Raw genomic sequence first — 21,463 nt, forward strand, 5'->3', positions numbered from 1 at the left:
GTTCGGTCATGGCACCTCGTCCCGAGCGACTGTCCCGCAAGCCGAGTTATCTCACGACGCAACTGGCCCGGCACGTGCACCGGCTGGTCGGTCAGGCGTTCGAGAGTGTCGGGGCCAAGGGCTACCACTACCGGCTGCTCGCATCGCTGGACGAGTTCGGCCCGTCCAGCCAGGCCGATCTCGGGCGCAGCGTCGCCGTCGACCGCAGTGATATCGTCGCGGCCGTCAATGAGCTCGCCGCGGCCGGCCTGGTCGAGCGCACCCCCGATCCCGCCGACGGTCGCCGCAACATCGTGTCCATGACCGCGGCCGGGCGCCGCCAGTTGCACCGGCTCGACCGAGCCCTGGACCGGGTCCAGGACGACTTCCTCGAGCCGCTCTCGGTCGCCGACCGGCGCCGCTACGTCGGACTGATCCGGACCTTGCTGGAGCACCATGAGGCGACCGACCCCGACGGCGACTGAACGGTCCGCTGCGCCGCGGTGAGCATGTCTTCTCGGGAGTGAATATTGACCCAGTGCCGGTCGGGCACTTAGCCTCGAGGTCAGAAACCCCTTTCTCGACGAGGAGGAACGATGGTCGGACTGACCAGGCGCGGGCTGCTCGGGCTGGCGGGTGGCGCTGCCGTGGCCGGGCTCGCGGGCTGCGGCCGGAACAGCGGTGCGCCGACGGGTGACGGGTCGGCGACGGTGATCTTCGCGTGGTGGGGCAACGACCTGCGCAACGCCCAGACCGGGCAGGCCATCGAGCTCTACCTGAAGGATCATCCGGGCCTGGTGGTCGACCAGCAGCCGGCCGAGTTCTCGGCGTACTGGGAACGGCTGGCCACCCAGACCGCCGGCAACGATGCGCCGGATCTGATCCAGATGGCCGACGGCTTCGTCGGCGACTACGGCTCCAAGGGCGCGCTGCTGGACCTGGCCGACCTCGTCGACGTGTCGAAGTTCGGGCCGGGCACGCTGGACTCGGGGCGGGTGGACGGCAAGCTGGTCGGGATCAACGCGGGCATCAACACGCCGGTGATCATGGCCCGGCCGGACGTCCTCGAGAAGGCGAAGGTCGAGCTGCCGGACGACCAGACCTGGACCTGGGCCGAGTATCGCGAACTGGCCGCGGAGGTCACCGCGAAGTCGCGGGACGGGATCTTCGGCACCGCCAGCCCGTTCAGCGACAAGGCGATGCAGGCCTGGCTACGGCAGAACGGCGCTGACCTGTTCACGCCGGAGGGGCGGCTCGCCTTCACCGCGGCGGATCTGGAGGCCTACTTCGCGCTCATGATCGACTTCATGGAGGCGAAGGCCATCCCGCCGACCGAGGTGGTGATCGAGGACGGCAGCAAGTCCCTCGAGCAGTCCACGCTGGTCGAAGGCCGGACCGCGTTCATGATCAGCTGGTCCAACCAGTTGGCCGCGACCACCAAGGCGGCCGGCACGGAGATCGCGATGCTGCGGCTGCCGAGCGTGACCGGGAAGGCGGCCGATCTCAAGGCCTGGTACCACCCCTCGATGATGTGGTCGGCCTCCAGCCGGACGAAGCATCCCGAGGAGGTTGCCGCGCTGATCGACTGGTGGGTGAACAGTGTCGAGTGTGCCTCGATCTGCCTGGACGAGCGGGGCTATCCGGCCAACCTGGAGGTGGCGGCGGCGATCGAGTCCAAGCTGACGCCGGAGGGGCGCCGGGTCGCGCAGTTCATCGCCGACCTGGAGCCGGCCCTCGGTGACACGCCGCCGTCCCCGCCGCCGGGCGGCGGCACCATCCTCGGCGACGTCCTGGCCCGGGCCCACTCGGACGTGCTGTTCGGGAAGATCTCCGGCCAGGAGGCGGCGGCTCGGTTCACGACCGAGTCGGAGACCGCCCTCGGCTGATCGGCCACTCTTGACGACTCCCGTACGATAGCCTCAGGAAAACGGTTTCTCAATCGAGGTTCTCAGAGTCGAGGAGTTCCGATGGGTGTACTGAACCGGCGCGGGATGCTGGGAGCGATGGCCGGGCTGGCGGGGCTCGGCCTGGTCGGCTGCGGGCGTTCCGGTACGGCCGGCCCCGGCGGCGGACCGGTCCGGTTCGCCTGGTGGGGCAACGACTACCTGAACCGGCAGACCCAGGCCGTGATCGACCTGTTCACCAGCCGGCACCCGGACATCCCGGTGGCGCCGGAGCCGGGCGAGTGGGGCAGCTACTGGGACAAGCTGGCCACGATGACCGCCGCGAACGACGCGCCGGACGTGATCAACATGGACCAGAAGTACATCGCCGAGTACGGCGAGCGCGGTGCCCTGATGAATCTCCGCGAGGCGGCCGGTCTCGAGCTCGGCACGATCGACGAGCAGGCCCTCGCCGCCGGCAGCTACACCGACCAGCTGTACGGCATCAGCACCGGCCAGAACGCGTACACGGTGGTCGCGAATCCGCAGTTGTTCGCCGACGCCGGACTGGACCTGCCGGACGACCAGACCTGGACCTGGGACGACTATCGCGAGGTCGCGACCAAGATCGGCAAGGACTCGGGCGGCAAGATCATCGGCACCGCGTACGGCATCAACGAGGCCTATTTGATCATCTGGCTGCGGCAGCACGGCGAACAGCTCTACACGGCGGACGGCGGGCTCGGCTACCGGCCGGAGACCTTGATCGACTTCTTCACGGAGCTGTTCGCGCTGATGGAGGCCGGCGCCGGCCCGGCGGCCGAGCGGTACGTCGAGGAGGCGGATGCCTCGCTGGAGCAATCGGCGTTCGGCACCAACCGGGCCGCGATGACCTGGTACTGGACGAATCAGCTCGGTTCGCTGGAGGGCACCAGCGGCTCGGACCTGGTGCAGCTCCGGCCGCCCAGCCGGACCGGGCGGGCGGCCGACAACGGCCTCTACTACAAACCGAGCATGTTCTGGTCGCTGTCGGCGCGGACCGAGCGGCGGGACCAGGCGATCACGTTCCTGAACTTCCTGATCAACGACCCGGACGCCGCCAAGACGCTGCTGGTCGACCGCGGCGCGCCGATCAACCGGGCCACCCGGCCGGCCGTCGAGGAGGCACTGCGCCCGGTCGACCTCGAGTCGCTGCGCTTCCTGGACGGGCTCGCCGACGAGATCAAGGACGCGCCGCCGGTGCCGCCGGTCGGCGCCAGCGACGTGCAGAACGTCCTGAAGCGGTACGTCTCGGACGTCTTCTTCACCAGGCTCAGCCCGGAGCAGGCCGCGGAACGGTTCACGACGGAGGTGCAGGGGATGCTCGATGCGGGTTGACGAACCAGGGGCCGACCCCGCGCTGTCCGTACTGGACCGGTCGCTCGACCGGGACGCCGTCTCGGCCGAGCAGCGGCTGGCGTACCTCCGCGACCTGACCACGCCGTTCCTCGGGATGCGGATCGACACCGAGCCCAAGATCGTCGAGCAGGTGGACTGCGACGGCTACCGGCGGGACCGGATCGAGCTGGAACTCCTGTCCGGCCTGCGATGCCGGGCCTACCTGCTGATCCCCGACGGCGCGCCGGCCCGGGCCCCGGCGGTGCTCGCCGTGCACGGCCACGGGTACGGCAGCCGGCAGGTCACCGGGATGCTGCCGGACGGTGCCCCGGATCCGGATGATCAGGACGGACACCACCACTTCGCGGTCGCACTGGTCCGCCGCGGCCTGATCGTGCTGGCGCCGGACGTGGTCGGCTTCGGGGAGCGGCGCAGCCGGGCCGATCACGGCTACGACGCCGACGCCGGCAACGCCTGCTACCGCCTGGCCAGCACGTTCCTGATGCAGGGCGCCACGCTGACCGGCCTGCGGGTGGTCGAGCTGCTCGGCGTCCTTGATCAACTCGCGGCGCGGGACGACGTCGACCCGGACCGGATCGGCATCGTCGGGCACTCCGGTGGCTCGATGCTGTCCATGATCGTCGCGGCGCTCGACGACCGGGTCCGGGCCACCGTGCTGTGCGGCTACCCGAACACGTTCGCCGACTCGATCCGCGCGGTCCGGCACTGTCTGTGCAACTACCTGCCGGGTGTGCTGGCGCTGGCCGAGCAGCCCGATCTGCTGGAGTTGATCATGCCTCGGCGGCTGTTCCTGGAGTCGGGCGAGCGGGATCCGATCTTTCCGCGCGGCGGCTTCGAGCGCGCCGCGGACCAGCTGGCCAAGGCTTACGCGGCAGCCGGCGTGGCGGACCGGTTCGGTACCGACCTGCACCCGGGCGGCCACGAGGTGAGTGGCTGGCAGTCCTTCGCCTGGCTGGAGCGGGCACTGGCCTGAACGCCGGTGTGGACCTACCCTCGGTCCATGGATGGCTTCGTGATCAATCGTGAGGACGGCCGCGACGACGGCGAGGACTGGGAACAGAACTACGAGGAACTGCCGGGCAACGCCAGCATTTCGATCATTCTCGAGTCGACGACGCGGGAGGGCATCGGGCCGCGGCTGCACAAGCACCCGTACGCCGAGACCTTCATCATCCGGCGCGGTTCGGCCACCTTCACCATCGGCACCGAGCAGCTGGTCGGCAAGGCGGGACTGGTGCTCGTGGTACCCGCCGACACGCCGCACAAGTTCGCCACCGGCCCGCAGGGGTACGAGGCGGTGCACATCCACGCGGGCAGCAAGTTCGAGACCGAATGGCTCGAATGACTAGTCGACCGTGATCGACACCGAGTGATAGCCGGTCGCTCCGTCCGGCGCGGGCGGGGCGGTCGCCTCGATCTGCGGACGGCCCTCGGCGTCGACGGCCCGGACCGTGATCGTGTGATCACCCGGACTGGCGGCCCACTCGTACGCCCACTGGCGCCAGGTGTCCGGGCCGGTGACGTCGGCCAGCCGGGCCTGCTGCCAGGCGTCGTCGTCGATCTTGACCTCGACGCTGCCGATGCCGGTGTGCTGGGACCAGGCGACGCCGGCGATCATGACCGTGCCCGCCGCGACGCTGCGGCGCGGGGTGTCGATCCGTGACGCGAGCTTGATCGGGCCCAGCGCGGACCAGCCGAGCGGCGTCCAGTAGCCCGCGTCCTCCTCGAACGTCGTCACCTTCAGCTCGACCACCCACTTGGTCGCCGAGACGTAGCCGTACAGGCCGGGCACCACCATCCGGACCGGGAAGCCGTGCTCGAACGGCAACGGCTCGCCGTTCATGCCCACGGCGAGCAGCGACTGCCGGCCCGGATCCGTGAGCACCTCGAGCGGCGTGCCGGCAGTGAACCCGTCCTGGCTGCGGGACAGCACCATGTCGGCGCCCGGCAGCGGCCGGGCCGCGGCCAGCACCTCACGGATCGGCCAGCCCAGCCAGGTCGCGTTGCCGATCAGGGATCCGCCGACCTCGTTGGAGACGCAGCACAACGTGATCTGGTGCTCGACCAGCGGCTTGTTGATCAACTCGTCGAAGCTGAGGGTGATCTCCCGCTCGACCATCCCGATCACGCGGAGCTGCCAGGTCGCCGGGTCGACCTGCGGCACCTGCAGCGCGGTGTCGATCCGGTAGAAGTGCTCGTTCGGCGTGACGTACGGCGTCAACCCGGGCACCGCCAGGTCGGCGCCGGCCGGCACCGGGTCGGCCGGTCGCGCCGGAGCCGGGAGCCGGATCCGTTGCCGGGCCTCGTTGACGGCCTGCAGGGCACCGCCGATGGCCCGGCCGGCCAGGGTTCCGGCGGCACCGAGCCCGGCCACCAGCACGGAGAGTCCGAGCACCCGGCGTCGGCCGGCCGGGTCGGTCGTCCGGCCGGACGGCCGCAGTCGCGCGATCAGGTTCCACAAGATCAGGTACGCCAGCGTGCTGCCGATGATCATCGGGACGTAGGCCAGCCAGCCGCCCGGATCACCGGCCCGGATCGCCAGCAGCGCCAGGACGGTGAGCACCAGGACCGGGGCCAGGCCGGCCCAGCGGAGCCGGCGTTCGACCACGCCGGCCACCGCCGCCACGGCCAGGCTGACCAGCGCCACGATGACGATCAGGACCGGCTTGTCGGCGGTGCCGAGCACCTCCTTGCCGAAGTTGATCAGCGGAGCCGGAAGGTTGGCGATCACGGCGTCGCCGACGGCGACCAGGGGTGAACCGGCCGGCGCCAGCACCGCCGAGCCGAACTCCGCGACTCCGATGCCGAGCAGGCCGGCGGCGGCGCCGACCAGGGCAGCCCGTCCCGTCAGTCCACGGCCGGTGCCGCCGGCGGTCCCCGGCGAACCGCCGGTCGGCATGCCGCCGCCCGAACCGTTCGCTCCCGGGCCGTTCCTGCCTGAGCCGTTCCCGCCAGACCCGGAACCGCCCGCGCTGGAATCACCCGCGTCGGACCCGCCCGGGCCGGACCGATCCGCCCGGGCCGCTGGAGCGGAGCCTGGCCGGGCGCCCTGGGTCGGCTCGTCGAGCGGGCCGGGACCTGTGCTGCGGTCGGGTGGGGCGGTCGTCACCCTTCCATGGTGCGCCCGCCGGTTCGGCGGGGCAACGCCGGGCGGCCCGCCGTCAGAGTTTGACAATATCTGATGTTCTAACGATCCTTAGAATATGAGTCAGGAGAGCAATACCACGACGCGCCCCCGGGCTGCAGCGGGAGACGGCTGGCGGGACCTGTTCGGGCCGGAGGCGCGCGGCCCGATGACGGTGCTCGGCGGCGGCGTCGCCCTCTACGCGATCAACGTCTATCTGACCACCAGCCTGTTGCCCAGTGCCGTCGTCGAGATCGGCGGCATGGAGCTCTATGCCTGGGCGATGACGGTGTTCCTGATCGCCTCGGTGATCACCTCGATGCTGGTCAGCCGGACCCTGTCCGGCCAGGGTCCGCGGCGTTCGTACTGGATCGCACTGGGCCTGTTCGGGGCCGGCAGCCTGGTCGCGGCGGTGGCCCCGACGATGCCGGTGCTGCTGGTCGGTCGCGGGCTGCAGGGACTGGGCGGCGGCCTGCTGGCCGGGCTGGCCTTCGCGGTGATCCGGACGGTCCTGCCGGAGCGGCTGTGGCGTCGGGCCTTCGGTCTGCTGTCGGCGATGTGGGGCGTCGGCAACCTGGTCGGACCGGTCCTCGGCGGCCTGTTCGCCCAGTTCGGCGCCTGGCGCGGCGCCTTCGTGCTGCTGGTGATCAGCACGCTCGGGATCGCCGTGCTGGTCCGCCGGGCCATGCCGGACCAGCACGCGGACGGGGAGGCGAACGCCCCCGCCGCCGTACCGGTTCTGTCGCTGGTGCTGCTCACCCTGGCCACCACCGCGGTGAGCGTGGCGTCGATCAACGAGCAGGCGGTGATCAGGATCGGCCTGATCGCCGTGGCCGTGATCTTGGTCGTCGGGTTCGTGATCGCCGAGCGGACCGGCTCGGTCCAGGTGCTGCCGCGGCGGACCTTCCGACGCGGGTCGGTCCTGATCTGGTTCTACCTCAGCATCGCCGCGCTGGCGATCGGCTCCACCATCGAGACGTTCCTGCCGCTGTTCGGGCAGCGGATCGGCGGCCTCTCGCCGCTCGGTGCCGGGCTGCTCGGCGCCTCGCTGTCCTGGGGCTGGAGCCTCGCCTCGATCCTGTCCAGCGGCGTGTCCCGGCCGGCGGCGACCCGGGTGGTCCGGCTGGTCGGCCCGGCGCTGGTCGCGATCGGACTGGCCGGCTACACCGCGTTGCAGGTCACGGATCCCGGGCCGGTGTTGATCGGCCTCTGGTTCGTGGCGTTGATCATCGCCGGAACCGGGATCGGGATGTCGTTCGTCCAGTGGATGCCGGCGGTGATGGCCAGTTCGACCGACCCCGCCGAGTCCCAGCAGGCCGCGGCCGGCGTCAACACGGTGCAGCTGATCTCCAACGCGTTCGGTTCCGCGCTGGCCGGTCTGCTGGTCGGGCTCGGCGGGCCGGCGATCATCGGATCGGCCCAGCTGCTCGGCTACGGCTACGCTGTGGTCGGCGTGCTGGCCCTCGTTATCGCCGCCCGAGCCCTCCGGATCCGTACTTAGGAGGATCATGAATCGGCCAGAGCCGAACGATTTCGACGACACCGGCGTCTACGACCAGTTGGCCCGGCTCGGTAAGGCCCTGTCCAATCCGGTACGGCTCCGGCTGCTCGACCTGCTGGAGCAGGGTGAGCACACGGTCGAGGAACTGGCCCGCGCGGCGCACCAGCCGGTCAAGAACACCTCGGCCCAGCTGCAGCAGTTGCGGGCCGCGCAGCTGGTCGAGACGCGGCGGGACGGGGTCCGGATCCACTACCGGCTGGCCGGCCGGCGGGTGTCGAAGTTCCTCGGCGAGTTCCAGGCCTTTGCGGAGGAGACGCTGTCCGGGATGAAGATCGAACTGGACGAGCTGAGCCGCAAGCCGGGCGGGCTGCAACGGGTCTCGGTCAAGGAGTTCCGGGAACGCCTGCGCGACGAGCACACGGTGATCATCGACGTCCGGGCCGCCGAGGACTACGCCCGGGGGCACATTCCGGGCGCGGTCTCGATCCCGCTCACCGAGCTGCGGCAGCGGATGGACGAGATTCCCGCTGATCACGACGTGATCGCCTACTGCGACGGCCCGTACTGCTTCGCCTCCGGCCGGGCCGTCGAGCAGCTGGAGCGGGCCGGCCATCCGGTCCGCCGCTTGGACGGCGGCCTGGCCCGCTGGGTCCGCTCCGGCGGCCGGCTGCAGTCGGACTGAGCCGATGATCAGGAACCGGCCGACTCCGCGCTGAACTTCCGGCTGATCGATTCGCGAGACGTCTCCGGGCCGTCCGTGTGATCAACGCCGAGCTCGGTGAGCAGCTCGAGGGCGGCCTGCCAGTGCGCCCGGGCCCGGCCCCGATCGCCGAGAAGGGCCCAGGCATCGCCGAGGCCGTCTTCGGCCCGCGCGAGATCAGCCTGCACCCGGCGGCGCTCGGCCACCAGCTGAGCTTGCCGAAGGTGGTCCAGCGCGGAAGGGCCGTCACCGAGGTCGAGGTGGGCCCGGCCGATCCCGAGGTGGGCCTCGTACTGCCAGTTCTGGTCTCCCACCCGGCGGGCTGCCGCCAGCGCCTCGCGATAGCGGTCCAGCGCGGACACCGGGTCGCCGGCCCGCCGGACGGCGGCCGCCAGACCCGACAGCCCGGAGAGTTCGGCCATCGGCAGGCCCTCCTGGCGGGCCAGACGCACGCCAAACTCGAAGTCCTCGACGGCCGCTTCCCGTTGCCCCAGCCCGGCCATGGCCCGCCCTCGACCGATCATCGATTCGACCACGCCCGCTCGGTAGCCCACTCGACGAGAGAGCGTGAGGGCCTGGTGGAAGTGATCAGCCGCCGACCGGTAGGCGCCCTCGTTCAGCCGGGCGTGGCCGATCAGGAAGTGTGACTCGAGCAGTCCGAGCTCGTCACCCGTCGCCTCCGCGAGTTGCAGGGCCCGGGTGAAGTGTTCGTCGGGGTCCACGTCCGTGCCGCCGTAATGCACCGTGGCGGCGAGTTCGATGCGCGCCTCCACCTCCACCAGGGGCAGTCGTTCCGCCACGGCCATGGTCAGGGCCTGAGCGAAGTGGCCGGCCGCTCCCCGGAAGTCGACCTGGTGTCGTCGTACCTTGCCCAGGTCCCGGTGCGCTCGGGCTGTCGCGGCACGATCGCCCAGCTTCTCGGCGGCACGAAGGGCCAGCTCGAGCAGGCTGCCGGTCTCACCGATCAGGTGCTTCATGATCAACGTGCGGGGCAGCAGGCCCGCCAGGTCGATGACGTACCGGTCCAGGCCGAATTCGGCGGCGGCCCGGGCGCCGGCCAGCAGGTTGGGCAGCTGGGCGTCGAGCCAGGCGTTCGCCTGGTCGGCCGTCCAGTCCGGGTGCTCGACCTGGGGCAGCTCCGGTCGCCGGCTGCGGGTGTACGGATGGGCCACATCCATCGCAGCGCCCGCCCAGGCGCAGTAGTGCTCGAGAAGCCGGACCAGCGCGTCCGTACGGTCCTGTTCGGTCTGGACCAGCCGCGCCTGCCGGGCTGCGTGGCTCCGGGTGAGGTCGTGCAGGCTGTACCGCCCGGCCGGGTCCTCGTTGAGCAGGTGCAGGTCCTGCAGGCTCTCGAGCGCCGATCCGGCGGCGGTGACCGCGGTGCCGAACAGTGCGGCAGCCGCGTCGGCACCGAGATCGGGGCCGGGCGCGAGACCGACCAGGCCGTAGGCGCGCCGGGTCGGTTCGTCCAACGCGGCATAGGAGAGGTCGAGGGCAGCGGAGACGCCCGGGACGTGGTCGTCGTGCTGGTCGAGAAAGGCCGCGCGCTGCTCGCGCAGCCGCAGGACGAGGTCGGCCAGCCGCCAGGACGGCCGGGAGCGGAACCGGGCTGCGGCGATCCGGACCGCCAGCGGCAGTCGGCCGCAGAGTTCCACCACCTCCGCCAGCAGGTCCGCGTCGGGCGAACCGGGAGTCTCCGAGGTCCGGACGAACAGGTCGGCGGCCTCGGACCGCGCCAACACGTCCAGTCGGACGGTCGCGTCCCGGTCGAGGCCGGTGAGCGTGTGCCGACTGGTGGTGAGGACCAGGCAGGTGGGTGTGGCCGGCAGCAACGGCGCGACCTGGCTCGCCGTGCCGACGTTGTCGTACACGAGGAGCAGGCGACGATCCGCGACCAGGCTGCGGAACAGGCTGGCCAGTTCTTCGACGTCCGCCGGCAACTGGTCCGTCGACAGGTTCAGCGCACGGATCAGCCGGACCAAGGCCTCGGCCGGGTCGACCGGCCGGGTGCGGTCGCTGAAGCCGTGCAGGTCGATGAAGAGGTGACCGTCCGGGAAGTCGGGCGCGAGCAGTCGCCCGGCCTGGATCGCGAACGCGGTCTTGCCCACGCCCGCCATACCCTCGACGGCGACAACGGTCCGGCCCGCGGACGCGTGGCCCCGCACCGCGGCCAGCTCTTCGCCGCGGCCGACGAAGTGCGACGGGGCCGGCGGCAACTGCTGCGGCCGTTCGGGCGTCACGGTCGGGGCCGGTGTACTGCCGCCCCGAGCGGCAGCCGCCAGCGTCGCCGCCTCCTCGGGATCCAGGTCGAGAATCTCGGCGACCCGGCGCAACGAACTGCCGTGCGGTCGGGTGGCTGCGCCGGACTCCCAGCGGCGCAGGGTCCGCGGATCGAGCCCGGCCCGCCGGCCGAGCTCCTCCTGGGTGAGCAGCGCACGCTCGCGCCAGCCGCGCAGCACCTCACCGAAATCCGACGGTCGTCCAGGTTCGCTCACACCTGCCTCCCCGCCGAAGTCTAGGAGGGTTCGGCGGCGGGTGTCCCGGGGTCGGCCGGGTCCTGAAATGTCCGGCAGCTGTCCGGTCGGCGACCTGTCGGCGGTGTGCGCGCAGACCGAAGGATCGAGGGGACGTATTCAACGAGGAGGACGGATGAGCACCGCGCGACGGCCGGAACGGCACCTCGCCGGGATCCCGGCGCAGCCGCCGCACCGCCATGACTGGCAAACCAGGTCCCGCCATCGGATCAGCCTGGGACTGCTCGCGTACGACCACTGCGGCGGTTGCGGCCGGTGGCGGGTTCAGCTCGACCGGACACCGACGACGAGCTTGCTGGAGGTTCCATGACCCACGAGGCCGATCGGGCCTTGTCCCCCATCCCCCTGATGCAACTGACGACCGGCTTCTGGGCGTTCAAGACGCTCGCCGCGGCGCACGAGCTCGACCTGTTCTCCCGGCTGGCTGACAGCGGCGGTACGACGAGCGAAGAGCTGGCCGGCTCGCTCGCGATCGAGCGGCGGCCAGCCGAGATGCTGCTCACCGGGTGCGCGTCTCTCGGGTTGCTGATCAAGGCCGACGGACGCTATCGCAACAGCCCGCTGGCCGAGGAGTTCCTGGTCCGCGGCCGGCCGTACTACTTCGGCGGCTGGGTGGAGATGCTGGACCGGCGGCTCTATCCCGGCTGGGGCCGGCTGGCCGACGCGATCCGGACGAACCGCCCGACGACCTGGGACCCGGACCGGCAGGATTCCCTGTTCGACGGCGAGGATCCCGAGCTGCTGGCGGTGTTCTGGGAAGCGATGCACTCGCTCTCGACGTTCACCGCCCGGGTGCTGGGACAGGCCGTCGACCTGAGGGACGCGCGCCGGGTGCTCGACGTCGGCGGGGGCTCCGGAGCGTTCGACATCGAACTGTGCCGGGCCTATCCCGACCTGTCCGCAACGGTGTACGAGCTGCCCAAGGTCGCCGACATCGCCGCCCGGAAGATCAAGGAGGCCGGGCTCTCGGACCGGATCGATGCGGTGCCCGGCGACTTCTTCGCCGACCCGTCGCTGCCCGAGGGGTACGACACCGTCCTCCTCTCGATGATCCTGCACGACTGGTCGGAGGACCACGGCCGGGCGATCCTGCAGAAGTGCTGGACGGCCCTGCCGAGCGGCGGGCGGGTGATCATCTCCGAACTGCTGGTCGACGACGAACGCACCGGCCCACCCCCGGCCGCGCTGATGAGCCTCAACATGCTCATCGAGACGTCCGACGGCCGCAACTACACGCCGGCCGAGTACGGCAGCTGGCTGGCGGACCTCGGCTTCCGCGACGTCAGCACGGTCTGGTTCGACGCCGCCGGGGCGAACGGAGCCGTGATCGGCCGGAAGCCCTAGCCGCGGAGCCGCGGGACCGACCGTAGAACGCCGAAACCGCGGGCCGGAAAGGGATCCGGCCCGCGGTTCGGTGTCGATCACTCCATGATCATCGACGCATGGCCGGAGCCGGCGTGGGGGTCCCACCGCTCGGCGCCGCCGCCTCCTCGTCGATCTCGATCGCGCCGGAGAACTGCGAGTTGTACAGGTCGAAGTAGTGACCCTGCCGGTCCAGCAGTTCGTTGTGCGTACCCTGCTCGACGATCGCCCCGTTCTCCATCACCAGGATCACGTCGGCATCCCGGATGGTCGACAACCGGTGCGCGATGACGAAGCTGGTCCGGTCCGCGCGGAGCGCCGACATGGCCTGCTGCACCAGCAGTTCGGTCCGGGTGTCCACCGAGCTGGTCGCCTCGTCCAAGATCAACAGGGCCGGGTCGGCCAGGAAGGCGCGGGCGATGGTGATCAGCTGCTTCTCGCCGGCACTGACGTTGCTGCCCTCTTCGTCGATCACGGTGTCGTAGCCGTCCGGCAGCGAATGGACGAACCGGTCCACGTAGGTGGCCTCGGCGGCCGCCACGATCTCGGCGTCGGTCGCGCCCGGGCGTCCGTACGCGATGTTGTCCTTGATCGTGCCGTGGAACAGCCAGGTGTCCTGCAGCACCATGCCGATCCGGGAGCGCAGCGCGTTGCGGGGCACGGTGGCGATGTCGACACCGTCCATGGTGATCCGGCCGCCGTTCAGCTCGTAGAACCTCATGATCAGGTTCACCAGCGTGGTCTTGCCGGCGCCGGTCGGGCCGACGATCGCGACCGTCTGGCCCGGCTCCGCGGTCAGCGACAGGTCGGTGATCAACGGCTTGTCCGGCTCATAGCTGAACGAGACGTGATCGAACTCCACCCGGCCCCGGGTCGAGTCGAGCACCCCGGTGGCCTCCGGCGACTGCTCCTCGGAGTCCAGCACCTCGAACACCCGTTCCGCCGAGGCGACCCCGGACTGCAGCAGGTTGGCCATCGACGCCACCTGGGTCAGCGGCTGGGTGAACATCCGGGAGTACTGGATGAAGGCCTGCACGTCGCCCAGGCTGAGCGTTCCGCTGGCGACCCGGAGGCCGCCGACGACGGCGATCACGACGTAGTTGAGGTTCCCGATGAACATCATCGACGGCATGATCGTCCCGGAGACGAACTGGGCGCCGAAGCTGGCCTTGAACATCCGCTGGTTGCGCTCGTCGAAGTCCGCCTCGACCTCCTTGGAACGGCCGAAGACCCGGACCAGGGTGTGGCCGCTGTAGGCCTCCTCGATGTGCGCATTCAGTTCGCCGGTGCTCTTCCACTGCTCGACGAACAGCTTCTGCGACCGCTTCCCGATCAAGGTGGTGATCACGATCGTCACCGGTACGGTGATCAGGGCGATCACCGCCAGCACCGGCGAGACGACGAACATCATGACGATCACGCCGATCACGGTCAGCAAGGCGGTGAGCAGCTGGCTCAGCGTCTGCTGCAGCGACTGGGACACGTTGTCGATGTCGTTGGTGACCCGGCTCAGCAGTTCGCCGCGCGGCTGCCGGTCGAAGTAGCTGAGCGGCAGCCGGTTGATCTTGGCCTCGACCTCGTTGCGCATCCGGAAGATGGACCGCTGGATCGCGCCGTTGACCAGGTAGCCCTGCAACCACAGCACCAGCGAGGCGATCACGTAGATCACGATCGCGCCGCCGAGGATCTGGCCGAGCCTGGCGAAGTCGATCCCGGCGCCCGGCACGATGTTCAGCCGGGACGCGACGTCGGGCGGGATCTCCGAGGCCGGCCTGGTGCTCAGGAAGCCGGCGAAGATCGTGTCGGTGGCCGCGCCGAGGATGATCGGGCCCAGCACGTTCAGCAGGATCCCGACCAGGGCCAGGATGATCGCCACGACGATCACCTTGCGCTCCGGACCGAGATGGCCGAGCAGCCGCTTCAGCGACGGCAGGAAGTTCATCGACTTCTCGACCGGCCGGGCGCCGGGCGGGCCGGCGATGCGTTCGGTCGGTGCGTACTTCGGTCGTTCCGGAGCCTTGGCCTTCGGTTGCTCCGAGGTTTCGGTCTTCTCGGTCACGCTGCAGCCTCCTCGGCGCTCAGCTGGGAATCGACGATCTCGGCATAGGTCGGGGAGGTGAGCAACAGCTCGTCGTGGGTGCCGCGCCCGACCACGGCCCCGTCCTCGAGAACGATGATCACGTCGGCGTCGGCGATCGTCGCCACCCGCTGCCCGACGATGATCACCGCGGCGTTCCCGGTCTCGGCCTTCAGCGCGGCCCGGAGTCGCGCGTCGGTGGCCACGTCGAGCGCCGAGAACGAGTCGTCGAAGATGTAGATCTCCGGCTTCTTGACCAGGGCCCGGGCGATGGCGAGCCGCTGGCGCTGACCGCCGGAGACGTTGGTGCCGCCCTGGGCGATCGGCGCCTCCAGCTGGTCCGGCATGGCCCGGACGAAGTCCTCGGCCTGGGCGACCCGGAGTGCGTGCCAGAGCTCGTCGTCGGTCGCCTCCGGGTTCCCGTACCGCAGATTGCTGGCGACCGTCCCGGTGAACAGGTACGGCCGCTGCGGCACCAGCCCGATCTTGGACCAGAGCTCCTCGCCGTCAAGATCACGAACTTCGGCCCCGTCCACCGTCACCGATCCGCCGGTGGCGTCGAAGAGCCGCGGGATCAGCGAGATCAACGTGGTCTTGCCGGCACCGGTCGAGCCGATGATCGCGGTCGTCTGACCGGCCCGCGCCGTCAGCGACACGTCACGCAGCACGGGATGATCGGCGCCCGGATAGGTGAACTCGGCGTTGCTCAGCTGCACCTGGCCGACGGTGCCGCCGACGGCGACCGGACGGTCCGGCATGACCACCGAGGACTCGGTGTTGAGCACGTCGGAGATCCGTTCCGCACAGACGATCGCACGCGGCGCGATCATCAGCATGAAGGTCGCCATCATGACCGACATCAGGATCTGGATCAGGTACGTCAGGTAGGCGGTCAGCGAGCCGACCTGCATGGCCCCGCTGCCCACCCGCTGGGCGCCGAACCAGAGCACCGCGACGCTGGACAGGTTCATGATCAACATGACGATCGGGAACATGGAGGCGAACAGCCTGCCGACCGCGGTGGCGGTGGCGGTCAGATCGCCGTTGGCTGTGTCGAAGCGGCGGACCTCCTCCGGCTCGCGGACGAAGGCGCGGACCACCCGGATGCCGGTGATCTGCTCCCGCAGCACGCGGTTCACGGTGTCGATCTGGGTCTGCATGACCCGGAACAGCGGGCCCAGCTTGCGGACCACGAGGCCGATCGAGACGCCGAGCACGGGCACGGCGACCGCGACCAGCCAGGACAGCCCGACATCCTCGCGCAGGGCCGCGATGATCCCGCCGACCATCGTGATCGGCGCCATCACCAGCAGGGTGAACGTCATCAGCACGAGCATCTGCACCTGCTGGACGTCGTTGGTGTTGCGGGTGATCAGCGACGGAGCGCCGAATCTGTTCAGCTCCCGGGCGGAGTAGTGCAGCACCCGGTCGAAGATCGCGCCGCGCAGGTCACGGCCGAACGCCATCGCGGTGCGGGCGCCGAGGTAGGTGGCGCCGATGGCGCAGACCAGCTGGACCAGGCTGACCACGAGCATGATCATTCCGGTGCTGGTGATGTAGGCGGTGTCGCCCTTGGCGACGCCGTTGTCGATGATCGCGGCGTTCAGGCTCGGCAGGTAGAGCGACGCGATGGTGCCGATGAGTTGGAACAGGACGACCCCGACCACTGCGGCCCAGTAGGGCCGCAGATAGGTCCGGAGCAGCTTGATCAACATGAGCGTCCTCGGGGTTTCGGTGGAGTGGGCAAGGCGCAGTGCGGAGGGTCAGGGTGCGGGCCGGGCACAGCTGTGGTCTCCGGACTGCGAGATCTGGGCGAAGGCGGCGGCCAGGTCGACCCGGTCCGTCGCGGGGCCGTCGGCGGCGAGGCCGTACAGCAGCAGGTCGATGATCGCCTCGGGGTCGGTGGCCTCGATGTGGAGGCCGTGCACCCAGGCGACCATCGGGTGGGAGAGGGCGAACACGGTCGACCGGAGCAGGTAGGCGGCGGCGGTCGCGTCGACCCGGAGCTGGCCGGCGTCGTCGCCGATCAGCTCGGAGATGGCGTCGGTCAGCAGTTCGGCGTCGGCGATCATCCGGTCCCGGAGCTTGCGCCGATCGTCCTCCTTCGGTTCGGCCGGCGGGCCGATGGCATGGATCAGGGTGAAGCTCTCGATCATCCGCTGTTGCATGACCCGGGCCATCTCCACCAGCCGCTCCCGCAGGCTCGACCGGGTGGAGATCTCGAGCAGCTGCTGCAGCGTGACCTGGGAGCTGAACGCCCGCTCCAGCACGGCGTCGATCAGGGCCTGCTTGCTGTCGAAGACGCGGAAGATGGTGCCCTCGGCGACCCCCGCGGCCTCGGCGATCTGCTTGGTGCTGACGGTCCGGCCGTGCTCGCGCAGCAGCGGTTCGGTCGCGGCGATGATCATCGCGCGGCGGTCTTCCGCGGACATGGGGGTAGCACGGGCCATGTCGAGCAGCATAGGTGAGTGAGCGCTCACTCACAAGCTGGTTTTCGGAGGTTTCCGAATCCGCTGGTTGAATGAGGCGGTGACCGACGTGACTGCTGCCGACCCCTTGGCCGGAATCGCGGACCGGCGGTTCGCCGCCGTGATCTTCGACATGGACGGGACGCTGGTCGACTCTACGCGCGCGATCATCAGGGCGTGGACGGCGTGGGCGATCGACTTCGGGATCACCGCCGAACAGCTCGCCGGCGGGCACGGGCTGCCGTCCGCGGACGTCGTCCGGCGGTTGATCGCCGAACCGGATCAGGCCCGCGCGATCGAGCGGATCAACGAACTGGAGCTGGCCGATCTGGCCGACATCGTGGTGCTGCCGGGCGCCGACATCGCGCTGCGCGACCTCGCCGCGGCCCGCAACGCCATCGCCACCTCGGCCAGCCGCCCGCTGGCCGCGGCCCGATTGGCGGCCGCCGGCCTGGTGCCGCCGACGGTGCTGATCACGATCGACGACGTACGGCGCGGGAAGCCGGCCCCGGACCCGTTCCTGGAGGCGGCCCGACGGCTCGACGTCGCGCCGGAGGACTGTCTGGTCGTCGAGGACGCTCCGAACGGGCTGCGCGCGGCGAGCGCAGCGGGGTGCGCGACGCTGGCCGTACTCACGACGTCGGAGCGTGCCGAACTGCAGGCTGACGCCGTCGTGCCGGACCTGTCACGGGTCCGGTTCCGGCCGGACGGCGACGAGATCACCGTCCGGCTGCACGAGTCGTAGGGCTTGAACTCCTAGCCGGTCTTGCGGCGGAACGTGCGCTTGGCCTCGATCCGGCCGTGCGGTTGCACCTGGGGGCCGTTGCCGTCGAGGTGATCCTCACCGCGGCGACCCTGCTTGGCCTCGAGTGCTTCCCGGAACTTGCGCTTGGTCTCATCCTCGACAGCGTCGACCGGCCGCTTGGACTTCTTGTTCTTGTCGGCACTCATGGCACCAATCCTAGGGGCAGGGATCAGGACTGGGAGGGCCAGCCCGGGCTCGACGGCGGCCACGGACCGGGCTGGTCGGGCCGCTTCAACGTCGTCGCCTCCGTCTCCGGAGCGGAGGCCGAGGACACCGGGGTGGCCCGGCCGGTCGGCCCGGCGTCGGCACTCGGGGCGCTGGCCGGGTCGGCGGGGATGTCCTCGCCGCCGAAGGCCTTGCGGGGAGCCGGTTCGTCCGCGGTCGCGACGCCCGGGTCGGTCTCGATGTCGTCGGCGTCGGCCGGGTGCAGCTTCACCGCGGTCCCGTACGCGGAGACCTCGCTGAGCGCCTGGGTGATCTCGCTGGAGTCGAACCGCAGCCCGATCACCGCGTCCGCGCCGGCGGCGGTGGCCATCTCGACCATCCGGCCGACCGCGTCCTGGCGGGACCGGGTGAGCAGGGCGACGTAGCTCTCCGCCGGATTGGAGGTACGGAGTTCGCGGGGCAACTCACGGGCACGGGCGACCACGCCGACCACCTCGCCGAGGATTTCGGACACCTCCCGGCCGGGCACCGTCTCGGTGGTGCTGACCGGCAGCGCGCGCTTGATCAACTCGGGCCGTTGCGGACGCTCCGGCTGCTGCGGCCAGGCCTGCTGCTGTTGCTGCCCGTACTGCTGCTGGCCACCGTACGGCTGCTGGCCGTACTGCTGAGGCTGCTGCTGCTGACCCCAGCCCTGCTGCTGCGGGTACTGGCCGGGGCGCTGTTGCTGCTGGCCGTACGGCGGTTGCTGAGGTTGTTGGTACGGCTGCTGACCGCCCGGCTGCTGGGGGTACGGATTCGGCTGACCGTACGGGTTCTGGCCGTAAGGGGGCTGCTGGCCGTAATTGCTCATGCGGCCAAACATAGTGCTCGGACTGACCCCGGGGCCATGGTCTGACGGCCGCGTCGAGCAGGGCTTCGGTGGACTAGCCGCTCAGGCCCGCGACGACGCCGGCGATCACCAGGAGCAAGATCAGAGCCACCGGGATCGTGATCATCAGGACCCAGGCGATCATGCCCGGCCGAGGCTGCTCGGTGAAGCCCATCCTGCCGGAGCCGAACGTGATCACCGGGCCCGTGTAGTGGACCTCGAGCGACTGACCCGGCGGGATGTCGACGGCCATCGTCTGCGGGCCGAACTCCCACATGTAACGGGACGAGCAGGACACCTGGTGATGCCCGGCGTGGGTCGGATAGAAGTTCTGGCCCCACTTCGCCGGCGCCGGATGCCCGTTGATGTTGACCACCGGGGACACCATCTGGTCGGCCAGCAGCCCGAACGGCTTGCGCAGGTTGACGACCAGCTGGGACTGGCCCATGGCCGGCGGAGGCGGTGTCGGAGCGCCGTACGGTGGTTGCGACATGACCGACACCGTAGTGGTTGCGCGGCTCGCCGAGGCGCTGCGTCACTCGGAGATGGGCGGAGAAACCGCCGATCGCGGATCGATAGGCTGACCCGGTGAGCCACGAAAGCGACATCGAGGAGTCCGAGCAACAGCGCATTCGGACCCAGAAGCGGGCGGACCTGATCGCCGAGGGGATTCCCGCCTACCCCGTCGCGGTCCCGCGCACGCACACCCTGCAGGAGGTGCGCAAGGACTGGGCCCATCTCGCCGCCGGCGAGGAGACCGACGACGTGGTCTCGGTGACCGGCCGGGTGGTGTTCGTCCGCAACACCGGCAAGCTCTGCTTCGCGACGCTGCAGGAGGGCCTCACCCTCGACGATTCCGGGGTACGGCTGCAGGCGATGCTGTCGCTGGCCGAGGTCGGCGAGGAGTCGCTGGCGACCTGGAAGCGGTTCGTCGATCTCGGTGACTTCGTCTCGGTGACCGGCCGGGTGATCGCCTCGAAGCGCGGCGAGCTCTCGGTGCTGGCGACCTCCTGGGAACTGGCCAGCAAGGCGCTGCGACCGCTGCCGACGCTGCACAAGGAGCTCTCCGACGAGGCCCGGGTGCGCCGCCGCTACGCCGACCTGATCGTCCGGGAACAGGCCCGGGACATGGTCCGGACCCGCGCGACGATCATGCGCAGCGTCCGAGAAACCCTGCACGAGCAGGGATTCCTGGAGATCGAGACGCCGGTGCTGCAGCTGATCCACGGCGGCGCCCACGCCCGCCCGTTCGGCACCCACCTGAACGCGTTCGACATCGACATGACGCTGCGGATCTCGCTGGAGCTGTTCCTGAAGCGGGCGGTCGTCGGCGGCATCGAGCGGGTCTACGAGATCGGCCGGATCTTCCGCAACGAAGGGATCGACTCCACCCACAGCCCCGAGTTCACCATGCTCGAGGCGTACGTCGCGTGGGGTGATCAACGGACCGTCGCAGACCTGCTGCGCAAGATCATTCTCGACATCGCGGACCGGCTCGGCAGCCGGGTGGTGCAGACCGCGGCCGGCCCGGTCGACCTCGGCGTCGAATGGCGCTGGCTCGGCGTCTACCCCGGCCTGTCCGAGGCGCTCGGCGAGGAGGTCACGCCGGACACGCCGGCCGACCGGCTGCGTGAGATCGCCGCGGCCCGGACGCTCCCGGTCGACCCGGCCTGGGACGCCGACAAGTTGATCATGGAGCTGTTCTCCGAGATCGTCGAGCCGACGCTGATCCAGCCGACCTTCATCCATGACCTTCCGGCGTCGAAGGAACCGCTGGCCCGCCCGCACCGGAGCGACCCGCGGCTGATCGAGGCCTGGGACCTGATCATCGGTGGCACCGAGCTGTGCACGGCGTTCTCCGAATTGATCGACCCGGTGATCCAGCGGGAGCGGCTGGTCCAGCAGTCGCTCGCCGCGGCCGCCGGCGACCCGGAGGCGATGCAGCTGGACGAGGACTTCCTGACCGCGCTGGAGTACGGGGCGCCGCCGATGGGTGGGCTCGGCGTCGGCATCGATCGGCTGGCCATGCTGTTCACCGGAGCCGGGATTCGGGAGACGATTCTGTTTCCGCTGCTCCGGCCGGAAGCGCAGCGGTGACCTCGGCGGTCCGTTTCTCGGTCGTACCGGCGGCCTACCTGATCTTCCTCCGCGGTGACGAGGTGCTGCTGCAGTACCGGTCCGGCACCGGTTACCGCGATGATCACTGGGCGGTCGCCGCGGCCGGGCACGTGGAGGCCGGCGAGTCCGTACTGGCGGCCGGGGTGCGGGAGGCTGCGGAGGAACTCGGCGTCACCGTACGGGAGCAGGACCTGGTCGGCGTGACCACGCTGCACCGGACCAACGACGATCCGGCCGAACGGCGCGGCACCGTCGAGGACGAGCGGTGCGACTACTTCTTCCTGGTCACGGCGTGGCAGGGCGAGCCGAAGATCATGGAGCCGGAGAAGGCCGCCGACCTGCGTTGGTTCGCCCTGGACCGGTTGCCGGATCCGGTGGTGCCGCACGAGTTGCGGGTGCTCGAGGCCGTACGCGACGAGCGGGCCGGCCGATCGCGGGTGCCGGCGATCATGATCCACGGGTGGTGATCAACCATCGCGGC

At 70.2% G+C, this 21,463-nt stretch carries 20 protein-coding genes; 12 read left to right on the top strand and 8 right to left on the bottom strand.

Features of this window, described 5'->3' with window-relative positions:
- The first annotated feature begins 8 nt into the window (after positions 1 to 8).
- From AC6CCG_RS20810 to AC6CCG_RS20830, 5 genes are all read left to right on the top strand, one after another.
- On the top strand, positions 9 to 464 hold the full coding sequence (locus AC6CCG_RS20810; RefSeq protein ID WP_496656550.1) for a MarR family winged helix-turn-helix transcriptional regulator: 456 nt from the start codon (positions 9 to 11) through the stop codon (positions 462 to 464).
- 111 nt (positions 465 to 575) lie between these two features.
- A complete protein-coding gene (locus tag AC6CCG_RS20815; protein WP_496656551.1) occupies positions 576 to 1,865 on the top strand; it encodes an ABC transporter substrate-binding protein in 1,290 nt (429 codons plus the stop codon).
- Positions 1,866 to 1,946: 81 nt separating this feature from the next.
- Positions 1,947 to 3,239 carry an ABC transporter substrate-binding protein gene (locus tag AC6CCG_RS20820; protein WP_496656552.1) on the top strand — a complete coding sequence of 431 codons (1,293 nt, stop codon included), beginning with the start codon at positions 1,947 to 1,949 and terminating at the stop codon, positions 3,237 to 3,239.
- Positions 3,229 to 4,233 carry an alpha/beta hydrolase family protein gene (locus AC6CCG_RS20825; protein WP_496656553.1) on the top strand — a complete coding sequence of 335 codons (1,005 nt, stop codon included), beginning with the start codon at positions 3,229 to 3,231 and terminating at the stop codon, positions 4,231 to 4,233. Before AC6CCG_RS20820 ends, AC6CCG_RS20825 begins: the two co-directional genes overlap by 11 nt.
- Positions 4,234 to 4,260: 27 nt before the next feature.
- Entirely contained in the window at positions 4,261 to 4,605 is a 345-nt protein-coding gene (locus tag AC6CCG_RS20830) for a cupin domain-containing protein (protein WP_496656554.1), read from the top strand.
- Here the strand turns inward: AC6CCG_RS20830 and AC6CCG_RS20835 are convergent, their stop codons facing one another.
- Positions 4,606 to 6,159 carry a molybdopterin-dependent oxidoreductase gene (locus tag AC6CCG_RS20835; RefSeq protein ID WP_496656555.1) on the bottom strand — a complete coding sequence of 518 codons (1,554 nt, stop codon included), beginning with the start codon at positions 6,157 to 6,159 and terminating at the stop codon, positions 4,606 to 4,608.
- A gap of 304 nt (positions 6,160 to 6,463) precedes the next feature.
- On the opposite strand from AC6CCG_RS20835, the gene AC6CCG_RS20840 reads away from it, so the two are divergent.
- Together AC6CCG_RS20840 and AC6CCG_RS20845 are read left to right on the top strand one after the other, a co-directional pair.
- Entirely contained in the window at positions 6,464 to 7,885 is a 1,422-nt protein-coding gene (locus tag AC6CCG_RS20840) for an MFS transporter (protein WP_496656556.1), read from the top strand.
- Positions 7,886 to 7,892: 7 nt separating this feature from the next.
- Entirely contained in the window at positions 7,893 to 8,567 is a 675-nt protein-coding gene (locus AC6CCG_RS20845; RefSeq protein ID WP_496656557.1) for an ArsR/SmtB family transcription factor, read from the top strand.
- Positions 8,568 to 8,575: 8 nt separating this feature from the next.
- On the opposite strand, the gene AC6CCG_RS20850 is transcribed toward AC6CCG_RS20845, so the two are convergent.
- On the bottom strand, positions 8,576 to 11,080 hold the full coding sequence (locus AC6CCG_RS20850) for an ATP-binding protein (protein WP_496656558.1): 2,505 nt from the start codon (positions 11,078 to 11,080) through the stop codon (positions 8,576 to 8,578).
- Positions 11,081 to 11,234: 154 nt separating this feature from the next.
- On the opposite strand from AC6CCG_RS20850, the gene AC6CCG_RS20855 reads away from it, so the two are divergent.
- Both AC6CCG_RS20855 and AC6CCG_RS20860 read left to right on the top strand, forming a co-directional pair.
- Entirely contained in the window at positions 11,235 to 11,429 is a 195-nt protein-coding gene (locus tag AC6CCG_RS20855; protein ID WP_496656559.1) for a hypothetical protein, read from the top strand.
- A gap of 38 nt (positions 11,430 to 11,467) precedes the next feature.
- Positions 11,468 to 12,463 carry a methyltransferase gene (locus AC6CCG_RS20860; RefSeq protein WP_496656560.1) on the top strand — a complete coding sequence of 332 codons (996 nt, stop codon included), beginning with the start codon at positions 11,468 to 11,470 and terminating at the stop codon, positions 12,461 to 12,463.
- 88 nt (positions 12,464 to 12,551) lie between these two features.
- On the opposite strand, the gene AC6CCG_RS20865 is transcribed toward AC6CCG_RS20860, so the two are convergent.
- The 3 genes from AC6CCG_RS20865 to AC6CCG_RS20875 are packed head-to-tail and all read right to left on the bottom strand — an operon-like array spanning position 12,552 to position 16,990.
- The gene (locus tag AC6CCG_RS20865) at positions 12,552 to 14,540 is read right to left on the bottom strand and encodes an ABC transporter ATP-binding protein (protein ID WP_496656561.1); all 1,989 of its coding nucleotides are present in this window, start codon (positions 14,538 to 14,540) and stop codon (positions 12,552 to 12,554) included.
- Entirely contained in the window at positions 14,537 to 16,273 is a 1,737-nt protein-coding gene (locus AC6CCG_RS20870; protein ID WP_496656562.1) for an ABC transporter ATP-binding protein, read from the bottom strand. The genes AC6CCG_RS20865 and AC6CCG_RS20870 overlap by 4 nt, the downstream gene beginning before the upstream one ends.
- 48 nt (positions 16,274 to 16,321) lie before the next feature.
- The gene (locus tag AC6CCG_RS20875) at positions 16,322 to 16,990 is read right to left on the bottom strand and encodes a TetR/AcrR family transcriptional regulator (protein ID WP_496656563.1); all 669 of its coding nucleotides are present in this window, start codon (positions 16,988 to 16,990) and stop codon (positions 16,322 to 16,324) included.
- Positions 16,991 to 17,087: 97 nt separating this feature from the next.
- Here AC6CCG_RS20875 and AC6CCG_RS20880 point away from each other — a divergent pair, with 97 nt between their 5' ends.
- Positions 17,088 to 17,771: an HAD family hydrolase gene (locus tag AC6CCG_RS20880; RefSeq protein ID WP_496656564.1), complete on the top strand. Its 684-nt coding sequence runs from the start codon at positions 17,088 to 17,090 to the stop codon at positions 17,769 to 17,771.
- A gap of 11 nt (positions 17,772 to 17,782) precedes the next feature.
- On the opposite strand, the gene AC6CCG_RS20885 is transcribed toward AC6CCG_RS20880, so the two are convergent.
- The 3 genes from AC6CCG_RS20885 to AC6CCG_RS20895 form a co-directional block, all read right to left on the bottom strand.
- On the bottom strand, positions 17,783 to 17,977 hold the full coding sequence (locus AC6CCG_RS20885) for a DUF5302 domain-containing protein (protein WP_496656565.1): 195 nt from the start codon (positions 17,975 to 17,977) through the stop codon (positions 17,783 to 17,785).
- A gap of 23 nt (positions 17,978 to 18,000) precedes the next feature.
- Positions 18,001 to 18,846, bottom strand: coding sequence for a YbjQ family protein (locus AC6CCG_RS20890; protein ID WP_496656566.1), 846 nt, complete (start codon positions 18,844 to 18,846; stop codon positions 18,001 to 18,003).
- Between the two features lie 73 nt (positions 18,847 to 18,919).
- The gene (locus AC6CCG_RS20895; protein ID WP_496656567.1) at positions 18,920 to 19,357 is read right to left on the bottom strand and encodes a hypothetical protein; all 438 of its coding nucleotides are present in this window, start codon (positions 19,355 to 19,357) and stop codon (positions 18,920 to 18,922) included.
- Between the two features lie 95 nt (positions 19,358 to 19,452).
- Here AC6CCG_RS20895 and lysS point away from each other — a divergent pair, with 95 nt between their 5' ends.
- A complete protein-coding gene (gene lysS, locus AC6CCG_RS20900) occupies positions 19,453 to 20,961 on the top strand; it encodes a lysine--tRNA ligase (protein WP_496656568.1) in 1,509 nt (502 codons plus the stop codon).
- A complete protein-coding gene (locus tag AC6CCG_RS20905; RefSeq protein WP_496656570.1) occupies positions 20,958 to 21,449 on the top strand; it encodes an NUDIX hydrolase in 492 nt (163 codons plus the stop codon). The genes lysS and AC6CCG_RS20905 overlap by 4 nt, the downstream gene beginning before the upstream one ends.
- The last annotated feature ends 14 nt before the right edge of the window (positions 21,450 to 21,463 follow it).

This window comes from Microlunatus sp. YIM B11417 (genome assembly GCF_059617205.1).

Coding starts and splice junctions, on each gene's coding strand:
- AC6CCG_RS20860 (WP_496656560.1), top strand. CDS start 11,468: ATGCAACTGACGACCGGCTTCTGGGCGTTCAAGACGCTCGCCGCGGCG.
- AC6CCG_RS20890 (WP_496656566.1), bottom strand. CDS start 18,846: ATGAGCAATTACGGCCAGCAGCCCCCTTACGGCCAGAACCCGTACGGT.
- AC6CCG_RS20875 (WP_496656563.1), bottom strand. CDS start 16,990: ATGTCCGCGGAAGACCGCCGCGCGATGATCATCGCCGCGACCGAACCG.
- AC6CCG_RS20840 (WP_496656556.1), top strand. CDS start 6,464: ATGAGTCAGGAGAGCAATACCACGACGCGCCCCCGGGCTGCAGCGGGA.
- AC6CCG_RS20815 (WP_496656551.1), top strand. CDS start 576: ATGGTCGGACTGACCAGGCGCGGGCTGCTCGGGCTGGCGGGTGGCGCT.
- AC6CCG_RS20845 (WP_496656557.1), top strand. CDS start 7,893: ATGAATCGGCCAGAGCCGAACGATTTCGACGACACCGGCGTCTACGAC.
- AC6CCG_RS20825 (WP_496656553.1), top strand. CDS start 3,229: ATGCGGGTTGACGAACCAGGGGCCGACCCCGCGCTGTCCGTACTGGAC.
- AC6CCG_RS20835 (WP_496656555.1), bottom strand. CDS start 6,159: ATGCCGACCGGCGGTTCGCCGGGGACCGCCGGCGGCACCGGCCGTGGA.
- AC6CCG_RS20895 (WP_496656567.1), bottom strand. CDS start 19,357: ATGTCGCAACCACCGTACGGCGCTCCGACACCGCCTCCGCCGGCCATG.
- AC6CCG_RS20830 (WP_496656554.1), top strand. CDS start 4,261: ATGGATGGCTTCGTGATCAATCGTGAGGACGGCCGCGACGACGGCGAG.
- AC6CCG_RS20820 (WP_496656552.1), top strand. CDS start 1,947: ATGGGTGTACTGAACCGGCGCGGGATGCTGGGAGCGATGGCCGGGCTG.
- AC6CCG_RS20810 (WP_496656550.1), top strand. CDS start 9: ATGGCACCTCGTCCCGAGCGACTGTCCCGCAAGCCGAGTTATCTCACG.
- AC6CCG_RS20855 (WP_496656559.1), top strand. CDS start 11,235: ATGAGCACCGCGCGACGGCCGGAACGGCACCTCGCCGGGATCCCGGCG.
- AC6CCG_RS20885 (WP_496656565.1), bottom strand. CDS start 17,977: ATGAGTGCCGACAAGAACAAGAAGTCCAAGCGGCCGGTCGACGCTGTC.
- AC6CCG_RS20870 (WP_496656562.1), bottom strand. CDS start 16,273: ATGTTGATCAAGCTGCTCCGGACCTATCTGCGGCCCTACTGGGCCGCA.